At 67.9% G+C, this 26,717-nt stretch carries 26 protein-coding genes; 15 read left to right on the top strand and 11 right to left on the bottom strand.

Annotation, left to right across the window (positions count from 1 at the left end; genetic code table 11):
* The first annotated feature begins 165 nt into the window (after positions 1-165).
* From ACIBG8_RS20110 to ACIBG8_RS20090, 5 genes are all read left to right on the top strand, one after another.
* The gene (locus ACIBG8_RS20110) at positions 166-1,710 is read left to right on the top strand and encodes a M64 family metallopeptidase (RefSeq protein WP_397344354.1); all 1,545 of its coding nucleotides are present in this window, start codon (positions 166-168) and stop codon (positions 1,708-1,710) included.
* Positions 1,711-2,003: 293 nt separating this feature from the next.
* Positions 2,004-2,885 carry a hypothetical protein gene (locus ACIBG8_RS20105; RefSeq protein WP_397344353.1) on the top strand — a complete coding sequence of 294 codons (882 nt, stop codon included), beginning with the start codon at positions 2,004-2,006 and terminating at the stop codon, positions 2,883-2,885.
* Positions 2,882-4,510 (top strand): peptidoglycan-binding protein, encoded by a 1,629-nt coding sequence (locus tag ACIBG8_RS20100; RefSeq protein ID WP_397344352.1) that lies wholly within the window; start codon positions 2,882-2,884, stop codon positions 4,508-4,510. The genes ACIBG8_RS20105 and ACIBG8_RS20100 overlap by 4 nt, the downstream gene beginning before the upstream one ends.
* Entirely contained in the window at positions 4,503-5,180 is a 678-nt protein-coding gene (locus ACIBG8_RS20095; RefSeq protein ID WP_397344351.1) for an ABC transporter ATP-binding protein, read from the top strand. Before ACIBG8_RS20100 ends, ACIBG8_RS20095 begins: the two co-directional genes overlap by 8 nt.
* On the top strand, positions 5,167-6,348 hold the full coding sequence (locus ACIBG8_RS20090) for an ABC transporter permease (protein ID WP_397344350.1): 1,182 nt from the start codon (positions 5,167-5,169) through the stop codon (positions 6,346-6,348). Before ACIBG8_RS20095 ends, ACIBG8_RS20090 begins: the two co-directional genes overlap by 14 nt.
* Here the strand turns inward: ACIBG8_RS20090 and ACIBG8_RS20085 are convergent.
* From ACIBG8_RS20085 to ACIBG8_RS20075, 3 genes are all read right to left on the bottom strand, one after another.
* Complete coding sequence (locus ACIBG8_RS20085; protein WP_397344349.1) at positions 6,345-6,863, bottom strand: hypothetical protein; 519 nt, start codon at positions 6,861-6,863, stop codon at positions 6,345-6,347. The genes ACIBG8_RS20090 and ACIBG8_RS20085 overlap by 4 nt on opposite strands.
* 96 nt (positions 6,864-6,959) lie before the next feature.
* Complete coding sequence (locus ACIBG8_RS20080) at positions 6,960-7,652, bottom strand: DUF4097 family beta strand repeat-containing protein (RefSeq protein WP_397344348.1); 693 nt, start codon at positions 7,650-7,652, stop codon at positions 6,960-6,962.
* 65 nt (positions 7,653-7,717) lie between these two features.
* The gene (locus tag ACIBG8_RS20075) at positions 7,718-8,578 is read right to left on the bottom strand and encodes a LysR substrate-binding domain-containing protein (protein WP_397344347.1); all 861 of its coding nucleotides are present in this window, start codon (positions 8,576-8,578) and stop codon (positions 7,718-7,720) included.
* Positions 8,579-8,659: 81 nt separating this feature from the next.
* Here ACIBG8_RS20075 and ACIBG8_RS20070 point away from each other — a divergent pair, with 81 nt between their 5' ends.
* Complete coding sequence (locus ACIBG8_RS20070; RefSeq protein WP_397344346.1) at positions 8,660-9,670, top strand: pyridoxal-phosphate dependent enzyme; 1,011 nt, start codon at positions 8,660-8,662, stop codon at positions 9,668-9,670.
* Here the strand turns inward: ACIBG8_RS20070 and ACIBG8_RS20065 are convergent.
* Positions 9,642-10,193: an isochorismatase family protein gene (locus ACIBG8_RS20065; protein ID WP_397344345.1), complete on the bottom strand. Its 552-nt coding sequence runs from the start codon at positions 10,191-10,193 to the stop codon at positions 9,642-9,644. The genes ACIBG8_RS20070 and ACIBG8_RS20065 overlap by 29 nt on opposite strands.
* A 15-nt stretch (positions 10,194-10,208) precedes the next feature.
* A complete protein-coding gene (locus ACIBG8_RS20060) occupies positions 10,209-11,486 on the bottom strand; it encodes a nicotinate phosphoribosyltransferase (RefSeq protein WP_397346149.1) in 1,278 nt (425 codons plus the stop codon).
* A gap of 52 nt (positions 11,487-11,538) precedes the next feature.
* On the opposite strand from ACIBG8_RS20060, the gene clpS reads away from it, so the two are divergent.
* The 6 genes from clpS (at position 11,539) to ACIBG8_RS20030 (ending at position 17,114) form a co-directional block, all read left to right on the top strand.
* On the top strand, positions 11,539-11,832 hold the full coding sequence (clpS, locus tag ACIBG8_RS20055) for an ATP-dependent Clp protease adapter ClpS (protein WP_397344344.1): 294 nt from the start codon (positions 11,539-11,541) through the stop codon (positions 11,830-11,832).
* A gap of 10 nt (positions 11,833-11,842) precedes the next feature.
* Positions 11,843-12,367: a DUF2017 domain-containing protein gene (locus ACIBG8_RS20050; RefSeq protein ID WP_397344343.1), complete on the top strand. Its 525-nt coding sequence runs from the start codon at positions 11,843-11,845 to the stop codon at positions 12,365-12,367.
* 33 nt (positions 12,368-12,400) lie between these two features.
* Positions 12,401-15,289, top strand: a complete 2,889-nt coding sequence (locus tag ACIBG8_RS20045) for an NACHT domain-containing protein (RefSeq protein ID WP_397344342.1) — start codon at positions 12,401-12,403, stop codon at positions 15,287-15,289.
* 19 nt (positions 15,290-15,308) lie between these two features.
* A complete protein-coding gene (locus tag ACIBG8_RS20040; RefSeq protein WP_397344341.1) occupies positions 15,309-15,719 on the top strand; it encodes a Mov34/MPN/PAD-1 family protein in 411 nt (136 codons plus the stop codon).
* A 166-nt stretch (positions 15,720-15,885) separates the two neighbouring features.
* Positions 15,886-16,164, top strand: a complete 279-nt coding sequence (locus tag ACIBG8_RS20035; RefSeq protein WP_397344340.1) for a MoaD/ThiS family protein — start codon at positions 15,886-15,888, stop codon at positions 16,162-16,164.
* Positions 16,165-16,166: 2 nt separating this feature from the next.
* Positions 16,167-17,114 (top strand): PLP-dependent cysteine synthase family protein, encoded by a 948-nt coding sequence (locus ACIBG8_RS20030; RefSeq protein ID WP_397344339.1) that lies wholly within the window; start codon positions 16,167-16,169, stop codon positions 17,112-17,114.
* 419 nt (positions 17,115-17,533) lie between these two features.
* Here the strand turns inward: ACIBG8_RS20030 and ACIBG8_RS20025 are convergent, their stop codons facing one another.
* The 3 genes from ACIBG8_RS20025 to ACIBG8_RS20015 form a co-directional block, all read right to left on the bottom strand.
* Complete coding sequence (locus ACIBG8_RS20025; protein ID WP_397344338.1) at positions 17,534-19,087, bottom strand: DUF3352 domain-containing protein; 1,554 nt, start codon at positions 19,085-19,087, stop codon at positions 17,534-17,536.
* Positions 19,088-19,263: 176 nt separating this feature from the next.
* Entirely contained in the window at positions 19,264-20,640 is a 1,377-nt protein-coding gene (tnpB, locus tag ACIBG8_RS20020) for an IS607 family element RNA-guided endonuclease TnpB (protein ID WP_397344337.1), read from the bottom strand.
* 84 nt (positions 20,641-20,724) lie between these two features.
* A complete protein-coding gene (locus ACIBG8_RS20015; protein WP_397344335.1) occupies positions 20,725-21,042 on the bottom strand; it encodes a hypothetical protein in 318 nt (105 codons plus the stop codon).
* 91 nt (positions 21,043-21,133) lie between these two features.
* Between ACIBG8_RS20015 and ACIBG8_RS20010 the strand changes: the two genes are divergently transcribed.
* Positions 21,134-21,928 (top strand): thioesterase family protein, encoded by a 795-nt coding sequence (locus ACIBG8_RS20010; RefSeq protein ID WP_397344334.1) that lies wholly within the window; start codon positions 21,134-21,136, stop codon positions 21,926-21,928.
* Positions 21,929-22,111: 183 nt separating this feature from the next.
* On the opposite strand, the gene ACIBG8_RS20005 is transcribed toward ACIBG8_RS20010, so the two are convergent.
* A complete protein-coding gene (locus ACIBG8_RS20005) occupies positions 22,112-22,819 on the bottom strand; it encodes an MBL fold metallo-hydrolase (protein WP_397344333.1) in 708 nt (235 codons plus the stop codon).
* Positions 22,820-22,836: 17 nt separating this feature from the next.
* Here ACIBG8_RS20005 and ACIBG8_RS20000 point away from each other — a divergent pair, with 17 nt between their 5' ends.
* Positions 22,837-23,055: a hypothetical protein gene (locus ACIBG8_RS20000; RefSeq protein ID WP_397344332.1), complete on the top strand. Its 219-nt coding sequence runs from the start codon at positions 22,837-22,839 to the stop codon at positions 23,053-23,055.
* Positions 23,056-23,071: 16 nt separating this feature from the next.
* On the opposite strand, the gene ACIBG8_RS19995 is transcribed toward ACIBG8_RS20000, so the two are convergent.
* Positions 23,072-24,250 carry a DUF4238 domain-containing protein gene (locus ACIBG8_RS19995; RefSeq protein WP_397344331.1) on the bottom strand — a complete coding sequence of 393 codons (1,179 nt, stop codon included), beginning with the start codon at positions 24,248-24,250 and terminating at the stop codon, positions 23,072-23,074.
* A 301-nt stretch (positions 24,251-24,551) separates the two neighbouring features.
* A complete protein-coding gene (locus ACIBG8_RS19990) occupies positions 24,552-24,998 on the bottom strand; it encodes a hypothetical protein (RefSeq protein WP_397344330.1) in 447 nt (148 codons plus the stop codon).
* 460 nt (positions 24,999-25,458) lie between these two features.
* Here ACIBG8_RS19990 and ACIBG8_RS19985 point away from each other — a divergent pair, with 460 nt between their 5' ends.
* A complete protein-coding gene (locus ACIBG8_RS19985; protein WP_397344329.1) occupies positions 25,459-26,709 on the top strand; it encodes a helix-turn-helix domain-containing protein in 1,251 nt (416 codons plus the stop codon).
* Positions 26,710-26,717: the final 8 nt, after the last annotated feature.

Here is a 26,717-nt window from a genome sequence, read left to right as displayed (position 1 = left end):
TATGTCATCTCCGGGTCGCGGAGAGTTCATGGGGGCGTAGATCATCTTTCGGGGTTGTGTCGATACGATGATCAACAGGGGTGGGACGTTCCAGGAAAAATCTGGAATCGGGGGCCATCTCCCTGGTCTCATCCTCCGTGCTCGAAACCTGGAGGATCGTTGAAGTTGCGCGCGTTAACTGCCGCCGCACTCATTCTCGCCAGCGCCACCGCCGTCCTCACGGCGACCGTCCCGGCCATCGCCGAGCCCAAGATTGAAACCCCGCACGAAGTCTTCAACCCCGACGGAACGATCCAACGTCTGACCGTCAAGCCAGAGACCCAGCCCAAGGTCAGGTCCCTCGCCGCCGCCCCCTCCCGGCTCAAGCCGGTCGAGATCAACGGCCCCAGCGAGAACCGCATCGACCTCGTCATCCTCGGCGACGGCTTCACCGCCGACCAGCAGACCGACTTCGCCACAGAAACCGACCGCGCCGTCGCCGCGATCACCGAACGCGAGCCGTACAAGACCTATAGAAAGCTCTTCAACATCTGGCGCATCGAGATCGACTCGCCGGAGTCCGGCGTCAGCGGCGACCCGACGGCGGACGTCAAGAAGAACACCCCGCTCGGCGCCGCCTTCTTCTGCGGCGGTGGCGGGACCGAGCGCGCGCTGTGCGTGGACACCACCGCCGTCTGGCAGTACGCCACGGCGTTGCTCCCGCAGGCCGACCAGTTGCTGGTGATGGCCAACAGCACGAAGTACGGAGGTGTCGGATACGACAGGATCGGCACCTTCTCCCGCAACGTCTCCGCGACCGAGACCGTGCTCCACGAGCTCGGCCACTCGCAGGGCAGGCTGGCCGACGAGTACGACTACGACGGCCCCGAGGTGTACGTCGGTGACGAGCCGGTCGAGGCCAACGTCACGATCAACGCGGCGGGCGCCAAGTGGCAGCCGTGGCTGGGCGAGCCGACCCCGGACGGGGGCGTGATCGGCGCCTTCGAGGGCGGCAAGTACAGCAGGAAGGGCATCTACCGGCCCAGCGACAACTCGCTGATGCGCAGCCTGGGGCAGCAGTTCAGCCTGGTCAACAGGGAGAAGATGGTCCAGTCGTTCTACTCGGCGACCAGGCCGGTGGACTCGGTGTCCACGCCGGCCGGGCAGACGCACAACCCGGCGCAGCCGCTCGTGGTGAAGACGACCGACCAGGCGCTCACCGTGGAGTGGACGGCCGACGGGCAGCCGGTGGCGGCGTGGAACGGCAAGCGGACGCTGACGCCCGCTGACCTGGCTGGGGTGGGTAAGGACACGTTCGCCCTGAAGCTGACGGTGACGGATCCGACGTCGTTCGTACGGAACACCGCATACAAGCAGGATCTGACGCAGACCCTGGCGTGGACGGTCGCCAAGAACAACGGCAATGGCGCGACGGCGACGTTCGCGAAGACGGGCGACTGGGGGAGTGGCTGGGAAGGGGGCGTGACGGTCAAGGCCGGGCTGGTGGTGTTGCCGGCGTGGAAGGTCGAGTTCGACGTCCCGGCGGGCTTCGCGATCACGTCGGCGTGGGACGCGGACATGGTGCGGAGTGGCGACCATTACACGTTCACCAGTAAGAGCTGGGCTGGCCCGTTGAACCCCGGCGCGACGGCCCGCTTCGGCCTGGTCGGCTCACCGGGCAACTTCCCCGGCCCCCTGAACTGCACGCTCAACGGAAACCCGTGTAACTGACGTACTGACGAGAACCTGAACGGGGCAGCGCCTGCCCTTTAACTCACAAGAAACTTTCCTAAGAGTTAAGGGTGGGCGCTGCCATATCCAGCGGTTGGATCCGTCACCACGTGAGGACAGACTGCCGGAGGTGCTCAGCCGCAGTGGCGGGCGGAGGGTGGGAAGCCCGGAGCACTCCAGGGAACGAACCTGAAGATGGGTTTGGGTGTCTTCAGGGTGTCTTCAGGTTTCGGGCAGCAGGATCGGCCTGCTCGTCGGGAGGTGTTGATCTCCCATGACCTGGAGACCACCTGATGTTCAGAAGATTCGCCCTGCTCGCCGCCTGCTGCGTTCCGCTCCTTGCCGCCTGCGGGGCAACACAGAAAGCGCCCCAAACGTCCCCCACCGTCGATGCCAAGGCGCAGCAGCAGCGGGTCGAGGCGGTGCGTGCGGACTGCATGAAGCAGAAGGGCTTCAAATACGTGGCCCACGTCTTCCAGGGGTTCACGCGCTCGGAAGACGATCTCAAGCAGGCCACGGGGGACTATGCCGCGATGAAGGAGTATCGCGGTAAATATGGCTTCGGCGTCTACTCTCCGCTGATATTTCCGGACAAGTTTGGTGCGCGGGCCATCCGCGTCGACGACGAGAACGCCGATCCCAACTGGAAGATCCGTGAGGGACTTCCCAAGGGGCAGCAGAAAGCCTATGACGACGCCGGTGAGACCTGCTACGCCCAGGCGGTCAAGGAGGTCTACCACAAGCAGGTCAAGGGGATGTTCGACCACTACGACCAAGCGCGGAAGGCCGTAGAGCAGACCAGGAAGCGCGAGCTCAACGGCGACCCCCACCTGGTAGAACTGGCCGCGACCATGGCGAGCTGCCTCAAGTCCAAGGGCTACCGCGTCGACGAGTCCCAACCCACAGCCGTCGCCGAAGCGCTGCGCACCCAGTTCAGCGAGGAGATGCGGCGCGTAGCCAAGATCGAGTCCAAGGAGAGCACCTCCGGCAACGCCGCCGCCGTCATGACCCTCGACATCAGCCCGGAAAAGGCCAGGCCGTACCTCGCCAAGGAGGTCAAGGCAGCCCTCGACGACCTGGAGTGCGGCAAGGCGTTCTACCCCGTCTTCCTGCCGAAGGAGGGCGAGATCAACAGGCGCGTCTACCGCGACTACGGCTTCGGTGACATGGCATGAAGTCCCCGAAAAAGGTCCTGAGCGGCGTCGTGGCGGGTGTCGTGGTGGTGGCAGGAGCGGGCTGGGCGGTGGGCACGAAGCTGCGTTCCCCCGCCGACGAGGCAGCCTCGCGCACACCGCCGAAGGCCTCGCTGGTGACCGTACCGGTCAAGAAGCAGAAGCTGGTCAGTACGGTCACCGTCAACGGAGAGCTGGCGTACGGCTCGCCGCTGCCGCTGTTCCTCGGCGGCGTGGTCGGCGGCACCGCCGTCAACCAGCGCGTCACCAGGGCCCCGCGCAAGGGCCGCATCAAGGCGAACAAGGTGCTGATGGAGGTGAACGGCCGACCCGTCCTGGTCCTCCAGGGCAAGGTCCCGATGCACAGGACCCTGTCGCCCGGCGTCTCCGGCGCGGACGTGAAACAGCTCCAGCGCGCCCTCCACACGAAGGCGACGGGCGTCTTCGACGCGGCCACGGCGAGCGCCGTCAAACGCTGGTACGCCAAGCTCGGCTACCGCGCCCAGGAGCCCGACCTGACCGCCAGGCAGACGCTGGAGCAGCTCAAGCAGGCCGTCCAGGCCGCCCAGGAGGGCCTGTCCGCCGACAGCAAGGCGCTCGACAACGGCAAGGACGTGCTGCCGCTGAAGCTCAAGCTCGACAACGCCAAGCAGGACCTGCGTTCCGCCGAGGGCGCCCTGGAGCTCGCCGAGGACCAGGAGACGACCCCGGAGGACGCGACCAGGGTGCAGGAGCTGGAGCGGGCCGTACGGTCGGCGGAGGAGGAACTGCTGGCCGCCGAGCAGGCGCTCAGCGCGTCGACGGACACCGACAAGAGCCTGCTGCAGCTCAAGGTCGGCAACGCCAGGCAGAACCTCGCCGCGGCCCGCCAGGCGCTGGCCTCCTACTCCGGCCAGGCGGCCGAGGCCAGGGAGAAGCGGCTGGAGGAGCTGCGCAAGAGCGTGCGCGCCGCCCAGGACGCCGTCGTCACCGCCGAGCAGGCGCTGCGCCAGGCCAAGCAGCTGTCCCCGCTGCGGCTCAAGGTCACCAACGGCAAGGCGAAGCTCGCCTCAGCGAGGGACATCCTGGCCGAGTACCTCAAGACGTACGGAACCTCCGTACCCCCTGGCGAGCTGGTCTTCCTGCCCAAGCTCCCGTCCCGCCTCGACTCGGTGTCGGTGAAGGCGGGCGACCTGGTCACCGGCAAGGTCGGTACGGTCACCAGCTCCTCCTTCGCCGTGGAGGGCTCGGTGGAGGACAAGGAGGCCACGCTGCTGCGCAAGGGCGCGGAAGCGGTCATCGAGACCGCGAACGGCAAGAAGTTCCCCGCCACCCTCACCTCGGTCGGCGCGAGCAAGTCGGGCTCCGCGCCGGTGGTGCTCACCCCGTCCGAGACGAAGGGCATGGACAAGCTCGTCGGCTCCAACGTCACCGTCCGCGTCTCGATCGGCGCGACGGACGGTGAGGTGCTGACCGTCCCGGTGGCCGCGATCGTCACCTCGGCGGACGGCAAGCCACGCGTCCAGATCGAGGTCGCGCCGGACAAGACCAAGTCGGTCGAGGTGCGCACCGGGCTGACCGCCGACGGCAACGTCGAGGTCACCGGGCCGATCAAGGAGGGCGACCTGGTGGTGATCGACAATGCCTGACCCGGTCATCGAGCTGCGCGAGGTGTGCAGGGAGTTCCCCGCCGACCCGCCGGTGCGCGCGCTGGCGGACATCTCGCTGGAAGTCGGCCGCGGCGACTATCTCGCCATCGTCGGCCCGTCTGGCTCGGGCAAGTCCACCCTGCTCAACACCCTGGGCCTGCTCGACCGCCCGACGAGCGGGGCCTACCTGCTCGACGGCATCGAGACCAGCAAGCTCAAGGACGGCCAGAGGACCAGGCTGCGCGGCGAGAAGATCGGCTTCGTCTTCCAGTCCTTCCACCTGCTCCCGCACAGGACGGTGGTGGAGAACGTGATGCTCGCCGAGGTGTACGGCGGGCACCAGCGGAAGGACAGGCGCCGGCGAGCCCTGGCCATGCTGGACAAGGTCGGCATGTCGCACCGGGTGGGCTTCCTGCCCGACCGCCTGTCCGGCGGGGAGCGTCAGCGCGTCGCCATCGCCCGCGCGCTCATGGGCGAGCCGTCCCTGCTGCTCTGCGACGAGCCCACGGGCAACCTCGACACCAGCAACACCGCCGCCGTCCTGGACCTGTTCGACGACCTCCAGAAGCAGGGACTGACCATCCTGGTGATCACCCACGAGCACGAGGTCAGCTCCCGCGCGCGCCGCCGCGTCAGGATCACCGACGGGGTGCTCAGTGAAGCCGCTTGACCTGTGGAACGAATCCCTCGCCGGGGTGCTGGCCCGCCCGGTGCGCTCGGCGCTCACCACGCTGGGGACCGTACTCGGCATCGCCACCCTGGTGATCACGCTGGGCATCGCGGCGACCGCGGGCAACCAGATCGTCGGCCGCTTCGACGAGCTCACCGCCACCTCGCTCACCGTGGAGGTGCCGCCCAACGAGGACGGCCCGGCCCTGGTGAGCTGGGCGGACGCGGACAACCTGACCAGGCTGCGCGGCGTGCGCTCGGTCACGCCGCTGGCGCAGTCGGACAAGAGCTCCAACCAGTCGGTGACCGCCAACACGCTGATCGACCCCACCCGGGTCACCGACCAGACGCTCGCGGTCATCGCCGCGGGCACGAGCCTGCCGTCCACCGCCCGCGGGAAGATGCTGCACGGCCGCTTCTACGACGAGGGCAACCTGCGCCGCCGCGACGCGGTCGTGGTGCTCGGCGAGCAGGCGGCCAAGATGCTGGGCATCACCAGGCTGGACAACGCCCCCGCCGTCTTCATCGGCGGACGCGCCTACACGGTGATCGGCATCCTGGGCGCGCTCGGCCGCGAGCAGGTGCTGGCGAGCGCGGTGATCGTCCCGCCCACGCTCGGCGCCGACTTCGGCCTCGCCGACGTGACCCGGGTGCTGATCAACACCAGCCTCGGGGCCGCCGAACTGATCGCCAAGCAGGCGCCGAGCGCGCTGGCGCCCAACCACGCGGACGAGCTGCAGGTCATCGCGCCGCCGACGCCGAAGCGGGCGCGCGACGGCGTCCAGGACGACGTCAACGGCCTCTTCCTGGTCCTGGGCCTGGTCTCGCTGGTGGTCGGTGCGGTGGGCATCGCCAACGTCACGCTGGTCACCGTCATGGAACGGATCACCGAGATCGGCCTGCGCCGGGCGCTCGGCGCTGCCAGGCGGCACATCGCCGCGCAGTTCCTGCTGGAGTCGAGCCTGATCGGGCTGACCGGCGGCGTCATCGGGGCCAGCGTCGGCACGGTGGCCGTCGTGGCCGTATCGGCGGTCAGGCAGTGGACGCCCGTCCTCGACGTACGGCTGGCCCTGGCGGCGCCGGTGGCGGGCGCCGTGGTCGGGCTGCTGGCCGGCCTCTACCCGTCGCTCAGGGCGGCGCGCCTGGAACCGGTGGAGGCGTTGCGCTAGGCGCTGGGGATCTTGTGCCCGGATCGGCCGTCGATGGGCAGGTAGCGCGGGCGGGACGGCAGGTCGAGGGAGACCCTGAGGCTGGCCGTACCGTCGGCGACGTGCACGGGAAGCGTCCTGACGCCCGAGTGGACGCCCTTGAGCGGCCCCTCGTGGATCCAGACGCGGATCTTGGCGCCCTTGTGCCGCAGCACCACCTTCGCCGTTCCGCACTCCTGCGGCGCAGCCGCCCACGACAGCGTCAGGCTGTCGTGGTGTGCGCCCATCCGCGCCCGCTCGGGGACGGGGATGCGCTCGGCGCAGGAGACCGGTGCGGGTGCGGCGACCACGTGCGAGGCGACCGCCATGACCGGCGGCGCGGCCTGGCGGTTGTCGTTGAGCCAGATGGTGCCGGCCTCGAGCAGGGCCAGGGTGAGCACGGCTCCCACGCGGGCGGGGTTGCGGCCACGCACGACGACCCACAGGGCCAGCGGACCGAGGACGAGCCAGGCGAGACCCAGAGCGAACGCGAGCATCAAACGACCTCAGGTGCGACGAAGAGACTGGTAACTCTCCGTGTTAGTGCACACGCGGAGAGTTCTCTACGTCTTGAATATCACATGACCTCGTGATCAGACTTCCGAGACCTTGATGCCGCCCGAGTCGCTGTCGAGGGTGATCGTGTGCGTGGCCGACGGATCGCTGGCCACGTCGATGCTCTTGGAGCCCGAGTCGGTGGTGGCGGTGACCTTGTAGGCGCCCTTGGGGACCCGCACGGTCGTCTCGCCGGAGTCGTTGGACAGGTCGAGCTTGTCGGGCTGCGCGGCGAAGGCGAACTCCAGCTCGCCCGAGTTGCTCTTGCCGAAGACCCGCTTGCCGCTCAGGCCGGAGGCGTCGATGGTGCCAGAATCGCTGGTCGCCTCGACGTCGCCGGACAGCGCCTTGAGCATCACGGGCCCGGAGTCCGAGGTCACCTCGACGCGCAGCCCGCGCGGCACCTCGACCCGGTAGGCCACCTCGCACCCCGCGCCGATCCCGAAGCCGACGCCGGGGCAGGTGTACTTCAGCTCCAGCGTGTCGCCGCTCACCTTGTGCGTGGGCTCGGGCTTGTTCTTGCGGAAGGTGAGCTTCTCGCTCACGCGGATCCCGGTGCGGTCGGACTCGACCACCTCGACGCCGCCAGAGTCCGACTCGATCCTGAGGGCGGTGACCTTGTCCGTGACGTCGTAGGAGGCGTTCTCGGTCTGCTGCGCGCCCACGAAGCCGCACCCCGTCGACACGGCGGCGATTCCCAGCAGTCCGGCGACCATCAACATTCTTCTCATAGCGCCCAACTCTCCAGGAAGCGCGGCTGTGCGGCCTCAGGGAGGTCCCTGAACCAGCCCTGAGCTCACCCTGTGATGGCCTCGCGCAACGCCGTACGGCACGCCTGGACGGCCGGGTGCCGCGCCGCGCCGCTGCGCGACGACACGTAGAGGGCGCGGCTCGCCCCCAGCCCGCGGAGCGCGACCGTCGGCGTACGGCCGTGCCAGACGAGGTCGGGCAGGAGTGCGACCGCGTGCCCCTCCTCGGCGAACCTGACGTGCACCAGCAGGTCGGCCGAGTCGAACAGCACGTCGGGCTCGAACCCGGCGGTACGGCAGAGCCCCACGGCCCAGAGCCGCGCCGCCGAGCCCGCGGGCTCCATGATCCACGGCCGGTCGGAGAGCTCGTGGAGCGGCGCGTCGGCGGCCAGCCGGATGGGGTCCTCGTGCAGTTCGTGACGTTCGAGCCCCGGATGCTGGAACGCCGGGTGCCCCGGATATTCCTCGGTGATCGCCAGATCGACGTCGCGGGCGAGCAGCGCGGGCAGCGACGTCTCCGGCTCGGCCTGCGCGACCTCCACCCGCAGCGCCGGATGGGCGGCACGCAGCAGCCGCAGCGCGGTCGGGACGAGGGAGATCATCGCGGTCTGGAACGCGGCGACCCGCAGGGTCCCGGTGATGCCGGTGACCGACGCGGCGACGTCGGCCTCGGCCTGCTCGACGCGCTGCAGGATCGCCTCGGCGTGCGCGACGAGGATCTCGGCCTGGGCGGTGAGCCTGACCTGGCGGCCGACCGGTTCGAGCAGCCGGGCGCCCACCTCGCTCTCCAGCTTGCTGAGCTGCTGGGAGACCGCGGAGGGGCTGTAGGAGAGCGCGGCGGCGACGGCGGCGATGGTGCCGCGGTGCTTGAGCTCGCGCAGGAGCCTGAGCCGGTGGAGATCCAGCATGTTACCCATCACTATTTCTGATGATTAATCATCGGAAGACGCTGCTTTTCTTCATGATGGTAGTGGGCCAGAGTGAGGGACATGGATGGATATCTGCGGCCCGAGGCCCGGGAGTGGACCTGCGCTCCGGCGTCCGGCGACGCGCGCGCGTTCCACCGGGGGCTGCCCGGTTACGCGCCGACGCCCCTGATCGAGCTGCCCGGCCAGGTGTTCGTCAAGGACGAGTCCCAGCGGTTCGGGCTGGGCGCCTTCAAGATGCTCGGCGCCTCCTGGGCGACCTTCCGCCTCCTGTCGCGACACGTCGGGGGAGCGGCGGACATGTCAGACCTCAAGGCGCGGCTCGCCGGCGGCCCGCGCCTGGTGACCGCGACGGACGGCAACCACGGGCGGGCCGTGGCGCGCATGGCCGCCATGCTCGGGCTGGACGCCGAGGTCTACCTGCCGGCCGAGGTCGCCCCTGAGGCCGCCGCCCGCATCGAGGCCGAAGGCGCGACGCTGAAGGTGGTCGACGGGACCTACGACGAGGCCGTGCGCATGGCGGCGGCGGCGGACGGGCTGCTGGTCCAGGACACCGCGTGGCCCGGCTACGAGGAGATTCCCGGCTGGATCGTGGACGGCTACGCCACCCTGTTCGCCGAGCTCGACGAGCAGCTCGACGGCGAGCCCGCCACGGTGGTCGTGCCCATGGGCGTCGGCTCGCTGGCCCAGGCGGCCGTCACCCACTACCGGGGGAGGGGCAGCCGCGTCTCGCTGCTCGGCGTCGAGCCGCTCAGCGCCGCGTGCGTGCTGGCCAGCCTGCGGCGGCGCGAGCTGGGCGCCATCGAGACCGGGGCGACCATGATGGACGGGCTCAACTGCGGCACGCCGTCCAGCCTGGCCTGGCCGTACCTGCGCGGCGGTCTGGACGCCGCCGTCGCGGTCGGCGAGGACGAGTGCGCGCGGGCCATGGTGGACCTGGCGGCTCAGGGGGTGAACGCCGGGCCGTGCGGGGCAGCGGCGCTGGCCGGGCTGCGCGCCGTCGAGGAGCAAGAGGGGCCCGTGGTGCTGCTCAACACAGAAGGGCTCAGTCGACCTCTGCCCCTGCGGCCGTGAGCTCGGCGATCGCGGCGTCCGTCGTCTCCTTGGCCACCCCGGCGGTCAGACCCAGCAGCACCCGTACGGCGTAGCCGTGCTTGACGGCGTCGAGCGCCGTGGCGCGCACGCAGTGGTCGGTGGCGATGCCCACGACGTCCACGGCGCGCACGCCGCGCGCGTTCAGCCACTCGGCCAGCGCCACCCCGTCGCCAGAGGCGCCCTCGAAGCCGCTGTAGGCGGCCTCGTGCGCGCCCTTGCTGAACACCTCCTCGACGGAGGACACGTCGAAGGCCGGGTGGAAGTCCGCGCCCGGCGTGCCCACCACGCAGTGCGCCGGCCACGTCGCGACGAAGTCGGGCGTCGCGGAGAAGTGCTCGCCGGGGTCGACGTGGTAGTCGCGGGTGGCGACCACGTGGTCGTAGCCGTGCTCGCCCACGTGCCTGGTGATCGCGGCGGCCACCTCTGAACCACCGGTCACGGGCAGGCTGCCGCCCTCGCAGAAGTCGTTCTGCACGTCGACGATGATCAGCGCGGTAGTCACCTTTCGACTTTACGCCTAGGCGAATTCGGTGGGGACGGCCGCGTATCCCCGGCCCAGCTGCAGCGCCTCCGCCGGGAGCTGCGCCACCGCCGCGGCGTGCCGCTCCCTGGCCGCCCGCAGCGGTTCCCTGCCGACGACCTCGCCGTCCATGACCAGCTCGTGCAGCAGCGGGATCCCGCCCTCCGGGCGGCCGCCCGAGGTGGTGATGAGCTCGGTCTCCATGTGGCCACGCTCGTCGAGCAGGCGGTAGGCCTCCTTGCGCCCGCCGCGCGACGGCTTGCCGACAGAGCGTTTGGCCACCGCCTCCATCGCGCCGGACGCCGTCTCGCGGCTGACCAGCTTGTAGACCAGCGCGGCTGTCGGCACGCCCGAGCCGGTGACCAGCGAGGTGCCCACGCCGTAACCGTCGACGGGCGCGGCGGCCAGGGCGGCGATCGCGTACTCGTCCAGGTCGGACGTGACCAGGATCCTGGTCTTGACCGCGCCGAGCTCGTCGAGCTGCTCGCGCACCTCCTGCGCGGCCGCCGCGAGGTCGCCCGAGTCGATGCGCACCGCGCCCAGCTTCTCCCCGGCCAGCTCCACCGCGGTACGCACCGCCGCGGGCACGTCGTAGGTGTCGACGAGCAGCGTGGTCTCCGGCCCCAGCGAGGCGATCTGCGCCTCGAACGCCGCCTTCTCCGAATCGTGCAGCAGGGTGAAGGCGTGCGCCGCCGTACCGGCTGTGGGGACGCCGTAGGCGCGTCCCGCCATCAGGTTGGAGGTCGAGGAGAACCCGGCGATGTAGGCGGCGCGGGCGGCCGCCACGGCCGCGCGCTCGTGGGTGCGGCGCGAGCCCATCTCGATCAGCGGGCGCGAGCCTGCCGCGTTGGTCATGCGGGAGGCCGCCGAGGCGATCGCGCAGTCGTGGTTCAAGATCGACAGGATGAGCGTCTCCAGCAGGACGGCCTCGGCGAAGGTGCCCTCGACGACCATGATGGGGGAGGCGGGGAAGTAAAGGTCGCCCTCGCGATAGCCGTACACACGTCCGGAAAATCGGTAATCGGCGAGAAACTCCAGAGTCTCGGAGTCCACGATGCCTTCGGCGCGCAGAAAGGAGAGTTCATCCGCTCCGAACCGGAAGCGCTCCAGCTCGTCCAGGACTCTCCCGGTGCCCGCAACCACCCCATACCGCCGCCCACCGGGCAAGTGGCGGGCGAAGACCTCGAAGACAGCCTTCCTCTCGGCGGCCCCGCTGCGGAGCGCGGCCTGCAACATCGTCAGCTCATAGTGATCTGTGAGCAACGCAGTGCTCATGGTGGTAGTCACGACTCGAAGACTACGGCCGAGGTAGGGCAGGATGGGGGATGTGGGTAGCACCGCTCCAATCGCCGTCGAGCGTCCTTCAACGGACGTCCGGCCCGATCTGCCGTGGGTGACAATCGTCTGGAACGACCCGGTCAACCTCATGTCGTACGTGACCTACGTGTTCCAGACCGTCTTCGGCTACTCGAAAGAGAAGGCCGAAAAGCTCATGATGGACGTGCACCACAAGGGCAAGGCCGTCGTGTCCGCGGGCACGCGTGAAGAGATGGAACGCGATGTGCAGATTCTTCACTCCTACGGCTTGTGGGCGACGCTCCAGCAGGACTCGGTCAAGTGAGGCGGCACCGGTGAGCTCGGGTTTCCGATCCCGCAAGGGCGGCGGCGTCATCGCCGAGTTCGAGGCGGCGGAGGTCTCCATCCTGCGCTCGCTCGTCACCCAGATGCTCGGCCTCGTCGCACCGGGCGAGACCAGCGACGACCCGCTGGAACGGGCGCTCAGCATGGGGTCGAGCGAGGTGCCCTCCGACCCGGTGCTCGCCCGCCTCTTCCCGTCCGCCTACCAGGACGAGGAGCAGTCCGCCGAGTTCCGCCGCTACACCGAGTCGACGCTGCGCGACGCCAAGCGGGCCGACGCCCAGGCCATGCTCGACAGCGCCAAGCCCGGCCGCGCCGAGCTGACGCCCGAGCAGGCGCAGTCGTGGCTCAGGTCGCTCAACGACGTACGGCTGGCGCTGGGCACCAGGCTCGGGGTCACCGAGGAGATCCACGATGAGATCGCCTCGATGTCCGAGGACGACCCGCGCTACCCGGCCTACGTGACCTACGACTGGCTCACTTACCTCCAGGACACCCTGGTACGCGCGCTCTGGTAGTAACGCGCCGCCGTGGCGGCGCGTTAACCATGAGTGAAGGAACCCTCCGTCTACGACCTGATCCAGGGGTGGCCGGCCTGGGTGGTGGGCGCGCTGGTCGTCCTGCTGTTCGCCAAGCCGCTCATCGAGGCCGTCACGCTCGTCCTCAAAACGGTGCGTTCCGGGCTGCGGCTGCTCTCACCGGCCCGCTACACCCCGGCGGCGCGCGCCGAGGCCGACCGGCGCCGCGGCATCGCCAGGCTCCTTCGGGAGAACCTCGACTGGCTGGAGGAGGAGCTGCGCTGGGAGCGGGACAGCTTCGCCGAGATGCGGGTCACGATCGTGGCGCTCGACCGGCCCCGCCGTACCAGGTCGGGACTGCTCGGGCTGGGTGGCGGGCTGGCCACCTTCAGCACGCGCTCGCTGTCCAAGGCGCTCGGCCACGAGCCCAACAGGCGGGTGCTCCTGCAGGGCGGACCAGGCTCAGGCAAGAGCGTCGCGCTGCGCCACTACGCCCGCGCGCAGCTCGACCGGGCGATCGAGAGCAGGTTCTCGCCCGTGCCGCTCGCGCTCTGCGTGAGCCTGCGCGACCTGCAGGACGCGGCTGACAAGGTGACCGCGCGCAGCCTGCGCGACTACATCGTCCGCCAGGTCAACGCCGCCGACGTGCCCGCGCTCACCGACTACTTCGACCAGCACTTCGACGCCGACCTGAACGCGGGGCGGATCCTCCTCCTGCTGGACTCGTTCGACGAGATCCCGGCCGTCCTGGGCAGCTCCAACATCGACGAGGACGTCCGGCCGTACGCCAAGGCCATCACCTCGCTCATCGCCGGCGGGACCACGCGGTGCGTGCTCGCCTCCCGCGAGTACAAGGGCCCCAAGCTGCCCGACTGGACGCGGCTGGAGATCGTCGGCCTGCAGATCGAGGAGCAGGAGGCGCTGTTGCGCGGCTATGGTGCCGCGCCGGAACCGGTCGAGGCGCTGCTGCGCGACCCCAGGCTGGGGTTCGCCGCCGACCTGCGCAACCCGCTCTACCTGTCGCTCCTGGCCAGGTTCCTCAACGCCAACGGCAGCGTGCCCGCCCGGCCGAGCGAGCTGTTCGAGGACTACGCGCGCGCCCAGTTCTCCGGACTGCCGCCTGTCGATCGCGAGCGGGTGCTGGAGGTCGTCCAGGACTTCGCCTTCCGCCTGGCCAGGTCGCCGGACACCGGGCTGGTGGGCGACGTCTCCCTGGTGGGTGAGTGGCTCGAGGTGGTCAGGAAGAGCAGGCTCCTCATCGAGACGCGGGACCACCGGCTGGCCTTCGTGCACCGGCGCGTCCAGGAGTACTTCGCCACGCAATACGTGCTCCGCCATCCCGGCGAGCTGTCCGCGCGTGAGCTCGCGCTCAACGGGCGCTGGCGCGAGACCGCCGTGGCGCTGCTGCAGACGGGCGCTCCTGAGGACGTCGCGTCGCTGCTGGACGAGCTGGAACGGAGCCTGGCCGGACCTTTGGATGAGCTGTGGCCACGGGAGGCCATCCACGTGCTGGAGCTGCTGGTCGCGGCCGGTTCACCCGAGCGGCTGCCCGCCCGTCTCCGCGACCTGGCGGGGGAGCTCATCGTGCGGGCGTGGGTGCAGGGCGGGATCGGCGACCGCAAGTTCGCGCTGGACTGCGTTCCGATCGTCGCCCCCGAGCTGCAGCTGAAGCTCATCGAGGACGCGTTCGCCGGGACCAGCCAATGGCTGCGCAGGTCGGCGCTGCGCGACTGCTCGGCGATCCACCCGCTGCCGCCGACGATCGAGGAGGCGATCAGGCGGCTGCTGGTCACCATGGTGGCGCGGGGGCAGCTCTCGGACGAGGGAGCCCTGCTGGACGCCGACCTGGGGCGTATCCACCAGAAACGGCACCTGGTCCGGGCGCGCAAGGTGCTGGCGCGGGTGCCTATCACGGTGACCGCGCTGTGGGCGGCGGGGGTGTCGGTGGCCGCGGTGGGGGCGTCGATGAGCGGGAACGCGGTGCTCCTGTTCAACCTCTTCCTGCTGCTGATCCCGCTGGGCTACTTCTGGTCCTTCCAGTCGAGCGAGCCGCTCTCCTACCCGAGCACCACCCGGTTGAAGCGGTTCCTGCAGATCGTGGGCGACGACAACAAGGGCGGCACGGACACTACGGGGCAGGCCAGGACGCTGCTCTGGACGACGACCATCCTGATGGGCTGGGTGGCCTCCGGCGGGGTCCTGCTGCTCTGGGATCGGCTCGGGCTGTGGTGGACGCTGGGGTGCACGGTCGCCGCGCTGGTCTTCTCCGTCTATGTGATGACCTGGGGGCCCGCTGTCCTGTACGGCGTGCGGTACGACCTGTTCGGCGAGCGCGTCCGGTTCGGCCATCTCCTCGTCCCGATGATCAGGGCCCTGCCCGAGATGGGCCGCGGGATGAGGGGCTTCGGCGTCGCCCGCCTCGGCGCCCTGGCGCGGGAGGTGCCGGGGATGCTGCTGGTCATGCTCGTCTTCGGCGGGCTGATCTACCTGGTCACGGAGTTCGCCAAGATCGTGGGCCAGGTGCTCTTCGCGGTCATGATCGGGATCGGGGTGCTCTACGTCCTGTCGGTGCTCCTCTCCGAGATCAGGAGCCGCTGGCGGGTACGGCGGGCCGCTGCCACGCCCACGCTCACCGACGAGGAGTTCCTCACCACCGTCCTCGGCCTCGACGACCCCCTCGACGTGGCCGAGTATGTCCGCGTGATCCGTACCCGCCCCGAGGCGCTGCGTGGCCTGTCGCGCGAGCTGGTGCGCGACCTGTCGAAGCTGATCGAACACCCCCGCGACCTCGACGTGGACCTGCACCCGGTGCTCCGCGCCGCCGTCGACGACCTGCGGCTGGGGGCCCGGCAGCTCGAGCTCTGGCGCGGGGACGTGCTGGACGAGCTCGGACAGGTGGACGAGTTCCTGCGCGAAAGGTAGCTCCCGGTACGCTCAGGACATGCTGACGATCTCGCAGGATCTTGTCGACAAGATCGTGGCCCACGCGCGGGCCGACCACCCCGACGAGGCGTGTGGCGTGATCGCGGGCCGTGACGGCGTCCCGTCCCGGTTCGTCCAGATGGAGAACGCCGAGCGCTCGCCCACCTTCTACCGTTTCGACTCCCTGGAGCAGCTCAGGGTGTGGCGGGAGATGGACGACCGCGACGAGGAGCCGGTGGTGATCTACCACTCGCACACCGCGACCGAGGCCTATCCCTCGCGCACCGACGTCACCTACGCTTCCGAGCCGAACGCCCACTATGTCCTGGTCTCGACGCGCGAGCCTGATGATCACGAGTTCCGCTCGTACCGCATCCTCGACGGTGTGGTCACCGAGGAGGAAGTCAAGATCATCCCTGGTGAGGGGTAAGCTTTCCGCCATGAGGAACACCGCCGCCCCCGCCGCCGCGCGGATCCGGCGTGTCCTTTTTGCGCACACGCCCTCTGTCGTCGTCTACGACTGTCGCTGAGCGGAAATTTCCGTTCATATCCGCCGCGTTGGCACTGACATCTGACATGAGGAGATCTGATCCGCGATGGCCATTGAGGTCCGCATCCCGACCATCCTGCGCACGTACACCAACAACGAGAAGGCCGTGCAGGCCCAAGGCGCGACGCTCGACGAGCTGATCGCCGACCTGGAGTCCAACCACCCGGGCATCAAGGACCGGCTGGTCGACAAGGGCGCCCTGCGCCGGTTCGTGAACGTCTACCTCAACGACGAGGACGTCCGCTTCCTGGGCGGCCTCGGCACCCCGGTGGCCGACGGCGACACCGTCACCGTCCTGCCCGCCGTGGCCGGCGGCTCGCGCTAGCCATGCGCCATGACTCGTTGATCGACTCCGTCGGTCGCACCCCCCTCGTCGGCCTGCCCCGCCTGTCGCCCTCGGACGACGTGCGGATCTGGGCCAAGCTCGAGGACCGCAACCCCACCGGCTCGATCAAGGACAGGCCCGCCCTGTGGATGATCGAGCAGGCGGAGAAGGACGGCCTGCTCACGCCCGGCTGCACGATCCTCGAGCCGACCAGCGGGAACACCGGCATCTCCCTGGCCATGTCGGCGCGCCTCAAGGGGTACAAGCTGATCTGCGTCATGCCGGAGAACACCTCCGACGAGCGGCGGCAGCTGCTCAGGATGTGGGGCGCCGAGATCATCTCCTCACCGGCGGCTGGCGGCTCCAACGAGGCCGTCCGGGTGGCCAAGGGGCTGGCGGCGGAGAACCCCTCGTGGGTGATGCTCTACCAGTACGGGAATCCGGCGAACTGGCGCTCGCACTACGAGAGCACCGGTCCGGAGATCCTCGCTGATTTGCCCACGGTGACCCATTTCGTCGCCGGTCTCGGTACGACGGGCACGCTGATGGGGGTGGGGCGGTACCTGCGTGAGCACGTGCCCGGGGTGCAGATCGTGGCCGCTGAGCCTCGGTATGGGGAGCTCGTGTACGGGCTGCGCAACGTGGACGAGGGGTTCATCCCTGAGTTGTACGACGAGTCGGTGCTGACCACCAGGTTCTCGGTGGGGTCGGGGGACGCGTTGCGCCGCACCCGCGAACTGCTGGCGTCGGAGGGCATCTTCGCCGGGGTCTCCACGGGGGCTGCCTTGCATGCTGCGTTGGGGATGGCTGGCAAGGCGGTCAAGGCGGGGGAGCGGGCGGACATCGCCTTCGTGGTGGCGGACGGCGGGTGGAAGTACCTGTCTACGGGAGCTTACGAGGGCACTTTGGACGAAGCCGAGGAGCGCCTGGAAGGGCAACTCTGGGCTTAGGGGTTTGCTGGGCCTGCGCGCGCGAAAAGGGCCTCTCAGGGGCGCGCTTCGCGCGTGTTGGTTCAGGCGTTTTCCCAGTCGGGCCGTGGCCCGACCCCTGGTGGTCCTCGCTTCGCTCGGGCTGTCTTTTTGGGGGCGGGCTTCGCCCGCGCTGTCGCCATCGTTGATGCGCCGGGGAGAGGGGCGCCGGGGTGTCTCTCCTGGTCATGCAAGACGTACAGAGCAGGGAAGGCCCGTCTCTCTGTTCGGACCATTCCATGATCCCGAGTCATGCGGATCTGGGAAAGTTCAGTGTGCGGATCTGGGAAAGTTTGGCCTGCGAATCTGTGAACGTGCAGGTGAGATGGGTCATTACGAAAAGCACCCACACATGAAGAGAGGCGCGCCCCAGCACGACTGGGACGCGCCTCAAGCAAGACCTAGTTGAACAACACCCGCAGCGAGAAGCTGGCCGAGTCCGCCGACTGCGTCCCGCTCAACCCAACCGCCCGAAGCACCTCAAGGTTCGCCTTGTCGTCCCCCTCCACGCTCCCCAGGTAGAACTTCTCCACCTTGTCCAGATCCACGAACAACGCGTAGTTGGCATCCCCCGCATTGGGAATCGCCGTCTTGAACGTCTCGCTGTCCCCCAGGTTGCCCTGCTGGCTGAGCTTCTTGGCGTAGTCCTCCGTCGTCCCGACCGTGAACACCCCGTCCCCAGCCACCTTCCCGAACTCGGGCACCGGCTGCCCGCTGTCCTGGAACGCCTTCGTGATCTTGTCCAGCACCGCCTGAGCCTTGGCCGCGTCGGTCTGGATGCGGACCCCGCCCTTCGGCATGTCCCCGTCCAGCCCCTCCTCGTCGACAGCCAGCGTCAGGTTCTTGCCCACCAGCGTCACCAGGTCGTCAGGCAGCGTCAGGCCCATGTTCTGCTTGGCCTGGTCCATGAACTGCTTGACCTCGGGCATGCTCGCCATCGTCTTCTCGAACTCGGCCCACTGCTTCGTCACAACCTGGTCGAGCCCGGAGATCGACATGGCGCCCACCGTCGACCCGGGCAGCGTGGCGAGGTCGGCCTTGGCCAGGTCGCCGTCGACCATCTTCTCCGCCCCGCGCACCGACCCGGTCAGCTCGGCGAAAGCGCTGTCGAACCGCAGCGTCCCGACGAACCGGGCGTTCTTCACCTTGTCGAGCTGCGCCTGCTCCTCAGGCCCGAGCTCGGCGGCGGACAGCTTGGCCAATTGACCCAGGTGCCCCCAGAACGACAGCACACCGTCGCCGGCGAGCGAGTCGATGTCGCCCGTGAACTCGGCGTTCTCCGACATCGTCGGGCCCGTGGCGTACTTGTCGGCATTGGCCTGCGTGTCCGACAGGATCGCGTAGCCCTCACGGAACGCCAGGCCGTACTTCTCGTCACCCATCAGCTTGGCGATCCCGGCCTTGGCCAGGGCCTCGTCCTTGACCTGCACGGCTACGGCGAAGCCGGGCGTCTCGCCACCGCTGGGCACGGCGGCCGCACCGATCCTGGAGCCGAGCCACGGCTCGACGTCCTTGGCAAAGTCGATCTTGTTGTCGCGGTCGGCCTGCGTGGCGTCGAACAGCGACTTGCGCGGGTCCTCCTCGGTCACCTTGCCCTTGCTGAAGGTGAACTTCCTGCTCAACTGGAACAGCGCCGCCTTCTGCCCGGCGTCCGGGTCGAGGTCGACGCGGAGGTATCCGATCGCGTTGGACGGGAGCACCTCGTGCGGCTGCGTCCCGCCGCCGCTGAACGCGCTCACCGCGTAGACGGTGCCACCGCCGAGCAGCACGACCGCGAGCGCTGCGATGACCGCGACGATCCAGCCCTTGCGCTTCTTCTCCGCCACCACCGGCGGGCCGAACCCCTCGGGGCCCTGCAGCTGCCATCCGGGCTGCTGGCCGTACGGAGGCTGAGCTCCGTAGGCGGGTTGCTGCTGGGGTGGGTACGGCTGGGCGCTGCCTACGGACAACGGCATCGTGGGCGGGTTCGCGGGCTGCTGCCCCTGGTTCCAACGGTACGAGACGGTCCGGTCGGGGTCCTGACCATCGGGGGGAGTGTTCGCAGACATAACTCAACTCACTAAGTGGACTTTTCGGCCACCTGAAAGTTAGCTGATGTTGCTAGATGGGCGCTTGCAACCGGCTAGACCGTTCACCTGGGTGGTGATTCGCCCGTTACCAGGCGAAGGTCCCTGTCTGATCCAGGCGGGTGGGCCCGGCGCAGGGTAGACGCTTCACGGCCCCCTGCCAGGCTGGGCCTGGTCCTGCGGTCGGCTCCACGTCCGTTTTCCGCCTCCGGGCCACTCCCGGCGACGTGCCGCTCCACCAACGCGGCCAGGTTGGTGGCAGCGTTGACGTCACGGTCGATGCTCAGTCCGCAGCGCTCGCAGTCATAAGTTCGGACCTGTAGCGGGAGCTTGGGTTTCACCGCGCCGCAGGACGAACAGGTTTTGGAGGAGGGGAACCATCTGTCGGCCACAACCAGGTGGCTGCTGTTCCAGCGGGTCTTGTAGGCGAGTTGGCGTCTGATCTCACCGAACCCGGCGTCGCTGATCACTCGTGCCAACCGGTGGTTCCTGACCATGCCGGAGACGTTGAGGTCTTCGACCACGATCGTGCCGTACTCGGCGACCAGGCTGGTGGTGAGCTTGTGCAGAGCGTCAGCGCGCAGGTTCGCAATATGGTGATGGACTTTGTTGCGGGCGGCGTTGGCGCGTTTCCACCGGTTGGACGGTAGCTGCCCGGTACGCCGATTCGGACCTTGCCTGCGCGAGACGGTACGGGAACGCCGGGCGAGTTTTCGGCGAGATTGCTCGTAGTGGCGGGGATTGGCAACAGGGGGACGTCCGTTGGAGAACACTGCGAGGGTCTTGACCCCCAGATCTACACCGAGCACCGCCTCCGGCCGGACCGGGCGCCTCTCCGCGCGCTCCACCTCGACGACGAAAGACGCCCACCACCGGCCTGCTCGCCAGCAAATGGTGGCCGACTTGATCGACGCTGCGCCGTTGTCGATGCGGCGGGCCAGCTTCCGGGTCGACTCATGGGTCTTCAGCGTGCCCACCACTGGCAGCGTGATGTGGTGGCGATCGGCCTCGATACGGATGGCGCCCGTGGTGAAGCAGCACGAGGGCGTGCACCGACCCTTTTTCTTGAATCTGGGGAAACCGATTCGGGCGCCCTTGCGGCGGCCGGATCGGGAGGAGTGCCAGTTCTTCAACGCGCGGGCGAGCTGGTCCAGCCCGGTGTTGTAGGCCTCTTTGGAGCACTCGGCCCACCACGGAGCCACACTCGCCTTGGCCCGGTTCCAGACCCGCCGTAGCCCATACAGATTCCACGGCAGGGCCGGAGTCAGCAACTCAGCAGCAATGCCGTAGGACTTCTCCGCCTCCCGCTGCCCAAGGTTGGCCTTAACCTGTGCCAGACCCCAGTTGAACGCCAGCCGGGCCGCCCCGCAATGCCGGGCCATTCGACCCACCTGACGAGGCGTGGGATCCAACACGAAACGGTAGGCCTGAACCACCTTCACAAGACTCACCCCGCCTCGCCGACTGGGAACACGGTAGCGAATACAGCCTTGGGCCTCTTCGAACACTAGGAAGATCTTTTCCGACTAGACCCTGGAAAGTTCCTTCCGCGCCGCTTTGATGTGCACTTCGCCCTCGCCGTACTCCGTCACCGTCTCCCACGGGACGAATTTGCACCCCGCGTAGACCAGCCGTCCGAGCAGCTGGGACAGCCAGCTCTCGCGGCCGTGCGTCATGCCCAGCATGACGGGGGCGCGCCTCGCGGAGACGATCAGGCCGTAGACGCGGTGGCTCTGCTGCAGGCCGGTGCGGTCCTTGACCGCGCGGATGTCGACTACGTGCCCCACCCAGATCCCGTGGACGTCCCATACCGACTGACCGATGAGCTCGGTGAAGCCTGCCATGCGCCAGACTCTGTCAGTTTTCCCAGGTAGGCACGTTGATGACCCGATGCCGTAGAGTATGTCTTTACTAGAACATAGTTCGGGAGTACGGATGACGAAGTTCGACGAGGCGACCCAGGCGATCAGGGTCGACGACACCACCTATGACGTGTGCCTCGACCCCGGCTACTCGGTCGGCGGGATGCTCAACGGCGGCTACCTGATGGCAGTGATCCTCCGCGCCGTCGTGGACGCCTCCCCCCACGCGCACCCGGTGAGTACGACGGCCCAGTTCCACCGCTCCCCAACGCCGGGCCCCGCCCGCGTGCAGGTGGAAACCCTCAAATCAGGCAGAACGGCCGCATTCTCCCGAGCCACCTTGATCCAGAACGACACCCCTTACATCGAGACCCTGATCACCACAGCCACGCTGCCCGAAACTTCAGCCGCCGCGTATACCTCGACCCCTATGGCCCTGATGCCCCCCTTGTCGGAGTGCGTACGGTTGCCCGACCCGAAACCAGAGTCCGGCATGACGCTGAACGCCCAGATGGAAATGCACTTCGACCCCCCGACAGTGGGATGGCTCCAAGGCACCCCCACAGGCGTCCCAGAGGCCCGCGCCTACTTCCGCCTGTCCGAACCCCAGGACCCCGACCCCTACATCCTCGCCCTGGCCGTGGACGCGTTGCCCCCCGTGGTCTTCTCCGCCGGTACCCGAGGCTGGGCCCCCACGGTGGACCTGACCTGGCACCTGCGCGCGTTGCCCGCCCCAGGATGGCTGACCGTCCTCGGCAGCGGCCGCCTGATCACCGACGGCTGGTTCGACGAGGAAGTCGAGGTCTGGGACTCCCAGGGCAAACTGGTCGCCCAATCCCGCCAACTGGCCCGCGTAGGCCGCGGCTAACCGGCATAGACCTTCGACCCCACATGCGCCTGTTGGCCTTCCCACCCCCGCCTCCCCACCCACCGCCCGCCCACCCGCCCGCCCCCGGTCCCGCTCTGGCTGGCCACCTCTGGCAGTTTCCGTTTAGCGCGGGGCCGAATGGACCGCGCGTTGGCAGGATTGATCCACGCTTGATGCGATCCGCTACGTCATCACCCACGAACGGGTGTCCGGGCGGGATGCGGCGGCGGGGTCACGGCCGCAGCATCGCTGAAGGCATTGGAGGTAGAGCTTCACGAGATGCAGGCTTGGGCCTGGCCCGACGCCCCTCCTGGCATCGAGTTCATCGCGCCTTAGGTCGAAGACGGCGTCGCAGATGCGGGTGTCCATGATGAACGCCGCGCTCTGTCCGGGTTTGTGCTCGCTGCACTCCTCCAGCGTGATGCCCCGCACCTGCCCGGTGCGCCGCAGCTCGCCGACCTCAGGCCCGCTGATCCCGTGCGCCTTGAGCTTGGCGGGCAGCATCCGGCGCCCGTCGGGCTCCTGCAGGCGGTAGCCGTACGACTCGACCGGGTGGGACAGTCGGCGCGCCGTCAGCGGACCAAGATGCGCCACCTCGCCCTCGACCGGGTGCTCGGCGATGACCGAGGTGTCGTTGAAGGCTGCCGCGTGCCTGAGCCTGCGCCAGAAGACCTCGCCGGACGCGGGATAGACCGCTTTGACCGGATGCGTGACGCGGTCGCGGGCGATGCGCATGACCACACCGGGCACGCCCAGGCAGTGGTCGCCGTGGAAGTGCGTGACGCACAGCCAGTGGATCTCGTTGGAGCTCACCCCGGCGTGCACGAGCTGGCGCTGCGTGCCCTCGCCCGGGTCGAAAGCAGGGCTTGCCCATCCCAGCGCAGAAGGCACCCTCAGTTGTTGTCTTAATGCAATACCTTGCGCGCGACCATCCCACGGGGATCACGGCTCGGAGCCGTACCGTTCGGGAGCAGGGCCGCACGCGGCGCAAGATCGGCGAGAACCTTCTCTACAGGGTCAAGGCAGCCGCCTTCGGCAGGCTGCGCGACGTGCGGTTGCTGGGCGCTGCGGCCTGGGGGCGGTCGCGCCCAGCGCCGCCCGCGCTCCTCCACTATGGCGCTACATGATCCCAGACCTGGACAATCAATCCGTTTGGCGCTTGCCCTCTGGCTGTGGCTGTACATTGCTCCGACGATGAGGGATCGGCCAAGTAATATCCTTGATCGTCCATCCTGCGTTCGAGCCGAAGGGGTTGGAAGGCGGTCTAGGCAGCGTGCTGCCAGCTTCCTTGTCTTTGGCGAGATGACCGAAAAGCCCCTCCTCAATGACCCAGTCGTCACCCGCTGGGCTGATTTCCTGGGTCTGTGGTTCGGGAAGTATGAGGCCAGCTAGTGGCGTGTCTGTAGGATGGTGGTAGAGGAAGCGCCGGGCATTGATAATTGATTCCCGAAGAAATGCTTTAGCCATTTTGGTGGAGCCAGGGAGGGCAAGTTCGAGAGAGCTATCTTGGTTGATCTCTCTCATGATTAGACCGACTCGCCTGCTGAGGGGTATTACGAACCCTTGTGTTGTGGCGAGGCCCACGCCCATGTATTGGGGATAGTCGGCACCCACTGCTAGTGATACGGGATGATCGGACGTGATGAGGCTTCGACGCTGAAAGCGGAAAAGTGTCCATGTTCTTTCAATCATTTGCTGGGCGGTGGGCTCCCATAGATTAAAGAGGGATCGGAGGTGGCTTTTGGCATCGGGTATCAAATCTGGTCCGGTAGGTTTGGTGATGTCCGCCCACTCCTGGTCGAGCTCAAAATCCCCAACCGAACGCTTCTCTGCCTCTTGAATGAGTTCGCGCAGCGCTTCCTTTCCGGAGGCGCCAACAATTATTTTGAGGATCTGTGCCTGCATCTGCATTTGGCCATTTCGCACACCCTCGCTGCGAAGATGCTGGAGTGCGACCCAGGTGGCCAACGCCTCGCGCGACCCGCCTCTGATTGGCCATTTATTCTCATGAACTATTTCCCGTAGAGCGGAGGCCGCGTCAGCTTCAATTTCGCTAAAGTACTTCTCGAAAAAGTCGCTCTTGGTGCCATCGGGGAGTGTGATGGTGTAAAAGTCCTTCGTGACGCTTGCATTGTGAGTTCCCACCTCATGCTGTTTGTCTCCGGGGAGAACGACGCGCCAGACTTGGTTTCGTTCGTCCGCAAACTCGCGTAGATAGAAGTTTGAGACGATATGTTGCCTTCGTGTCTGATTTGTCATTGCCTCATAGTAGCTTGTGTGGGCTGCGTGCCATGTTGGATTTTTGGGGATGATTTGCGCCAATTATTCAATTGTGGGGTCGGTGTCCGTGCCCCCGCCCCCGATACCGCATTGTTCGTGTCCCTCGGTCGGCGTCAACTCCGTCTGTGCGGCATCGATGTGGGCCGCGTGGAATGCCACGGGCGGGGCATTCGGAGACGGAGTTGACACCTCGGTCGGGACACACAATCGGGCAGCTATCGGGGCCGGGGAAGTGTGTGGCCGTGGGATGGACGGTCACACGAGATGGAGGCGACAGCGCGGGAAGGAGGGTTCCTCCTGGCACACCCGGAGCATCAGGAGGTCGGCCGCGCCGCCGCCCCGTCTATGGGGCCGTCTCGACCAGGCGGGCGCAGGTGGGGCAGGTACGGGCGATGGCCGGAGTGAAGGCGAAGGCCCAGCCGCAGATCGGCAAGGGGTGTACCTCTGCCCCGCAGAGGCTGGTTTCGTTGCTGCGCAGTACGGCATGTTGCACGGCTTCATCTCCCGTGCCGGAGATCCCTGCCCGGTACGTGATGACGTGCGGGGCTGGTGGCGGGGGTACGGGTTCGACTTGCAGGTCGTCCCAGTGAACAGGCCAGCGCCGGACTCCGGCGGGGAGGTTGGCGACGTCGTCCAGTTCGATCAAGGCTGTGGTGCCGTTGCGCAGGACGCCGACGATGACCCCCTGGTGGCCCAGCAGTCGTTTTCCGCAGGCGCGTGTGCGTGCATGGCTGTGCAGGAGGCTCACGATCATTGCGTGGCGGCCCACCGCACCTGAGACCGGTGACATCACTGGCCCCCTTTGGGAGGAGGGGCAAGGTCGGTGATCACGACTGACAGGGGGTGTGTCTGGCGCAGGTCGGCGTATCGGAAGGCCACTCGCCGAGATGCCCGTTGAGGATCGAACGCCGGGTGCCAGGCGTAGATGACCCGCTGTCGGCTCGCGTCCCAGCCGGAGCGCCACCAGTATCGGAGCCCGTCACACCACACCACCAGGCCGACCCAGACCGACACCAGGGCCAGGCCGTACCCATCGTGAACGTCTGCGGGGATGCCGAGCTGTGACAGGCCATCAGCCAGCCGTTGCGCGTCCCGAGCCGGAGAGGCGGGGGTGATGGGAGTGGATGCCCTCATGAGGGTGATCATCCGCGCGGGCATACGTGCAGGTGAATGCGGTAGCGCTGATGGTGCTGGGGATATTCTCATCACGAATATCTGTCAGGTGGCACTCTGCGGCCTAACCTAGCGTTGTGACCCAGACACCAGGCCGCATACCGCCTCAGTTCTGGTCTACGCCCGCCGTAGCTGCCGCGCTCGCCGAGTGCGATCTGCCCGCTGTGCTCGCCGAGATCCGTCGGTCGCAAGGGTGGACACAGGGCCAGTTGGCCGAGGCGGTTGGCTACTCCCAGAGCTGGGTGTCCAAGGTGCTCCGTGGCCGCCAGCCGCTCACCGTGGACCAGGTCAGGGAGATATCCAGCCGGATCGGGGTTCCGCTTCACTTACTCCGCTTCGGTGCCCGAGGAGATGACGATCCCACGAAGCGCAGAGATTTCGGCAAGGCAGTAGCACTGACCGCACTGGCGGGGGTGGCGTTGCCCAAGCGTGCGGAGGTCGACGAGACCACGGCCCCGACCTTGACCAGTATCACCGGCGCGCAGCGTCGGTTGGAGGCCAGCACGCCGTCCCGGGAGCTGGCTCGTGGAGCTGTGGCGCACGTCGAGCTGGCCAGCCGTATCCTTGGCCGCGCCCATCCGGAGATCGCCAACGACATCCGGGCAGGGCTGAGCGAGGCGGCCGGTTTCGCCGCATGGGTACATGTCGACATGCAGGACGCCGGTACGGCGCGCACGTACTACAGGCTCGCGATCGATGGGGCACGCCAGGCCGGGCATTCGCTGCTCGCCGCTTACATGATCGGCAGCTTGGCGGCGTTCGAGATCGACGCAGAGGAACCGGCGCTCGCTCTTGATCTTCTGGGCCGAGCCCGCCGGGAACTGGGCGAGCAGCCACCGGCCACGGCGCGCGCGTGGCTGTCCAGCATCGAAGCTCTCGGCTATGCCACCGCCCATGACGCTGGTTCGGCGCGTACGGCGTTGCGGATCGCGGAGGCTGCCGTATCGGCGAGCGAGCGAGCCACCGCGCCACCGTGGCCGTGGGTATTCCCATTCGATCACGCCAAGTTGGCGGGGTATCGAGCGCTGGTCATGGTACGGCTGGGCCAGGCGGAGGAGGCCGAGAGCGCGTTTGCCGAGTCGCTGTCATCGGCGCAGCCAGCAGCAAAGCAGCGTGGTGTCCTGATGACGGAGATCGCGGCGGTCAAGGTCATGTCCGGGCAGCCCGATGAGGCGTTCAAGCTCGCCGCCAACGCCCTGACCTTGGGCATCAGCTACGGCTCGGAACGGGTCATCCATCGGGTACGACGGTTCCGCAGGCGCTACGACGGTCCGATGATCGTCAGCGTGCGGGCGTTCGATGAGCGTTTGCGAGCCACCCTTCTCTAGGAGTCACG

Source organism: Nonomuraea sp. NPDC050556 (assembly GCF_044457355.1).
In the GTDB taxonomy this organism is placed as follows: Bacteria; Actinomycetota; Actinomycetes; order Streptosporangiales; family Streptosporangiaceae; genus Nonomuraea.
This window is presented reverse-complemented; position numbering and strand designations above follow the sequence as displayed.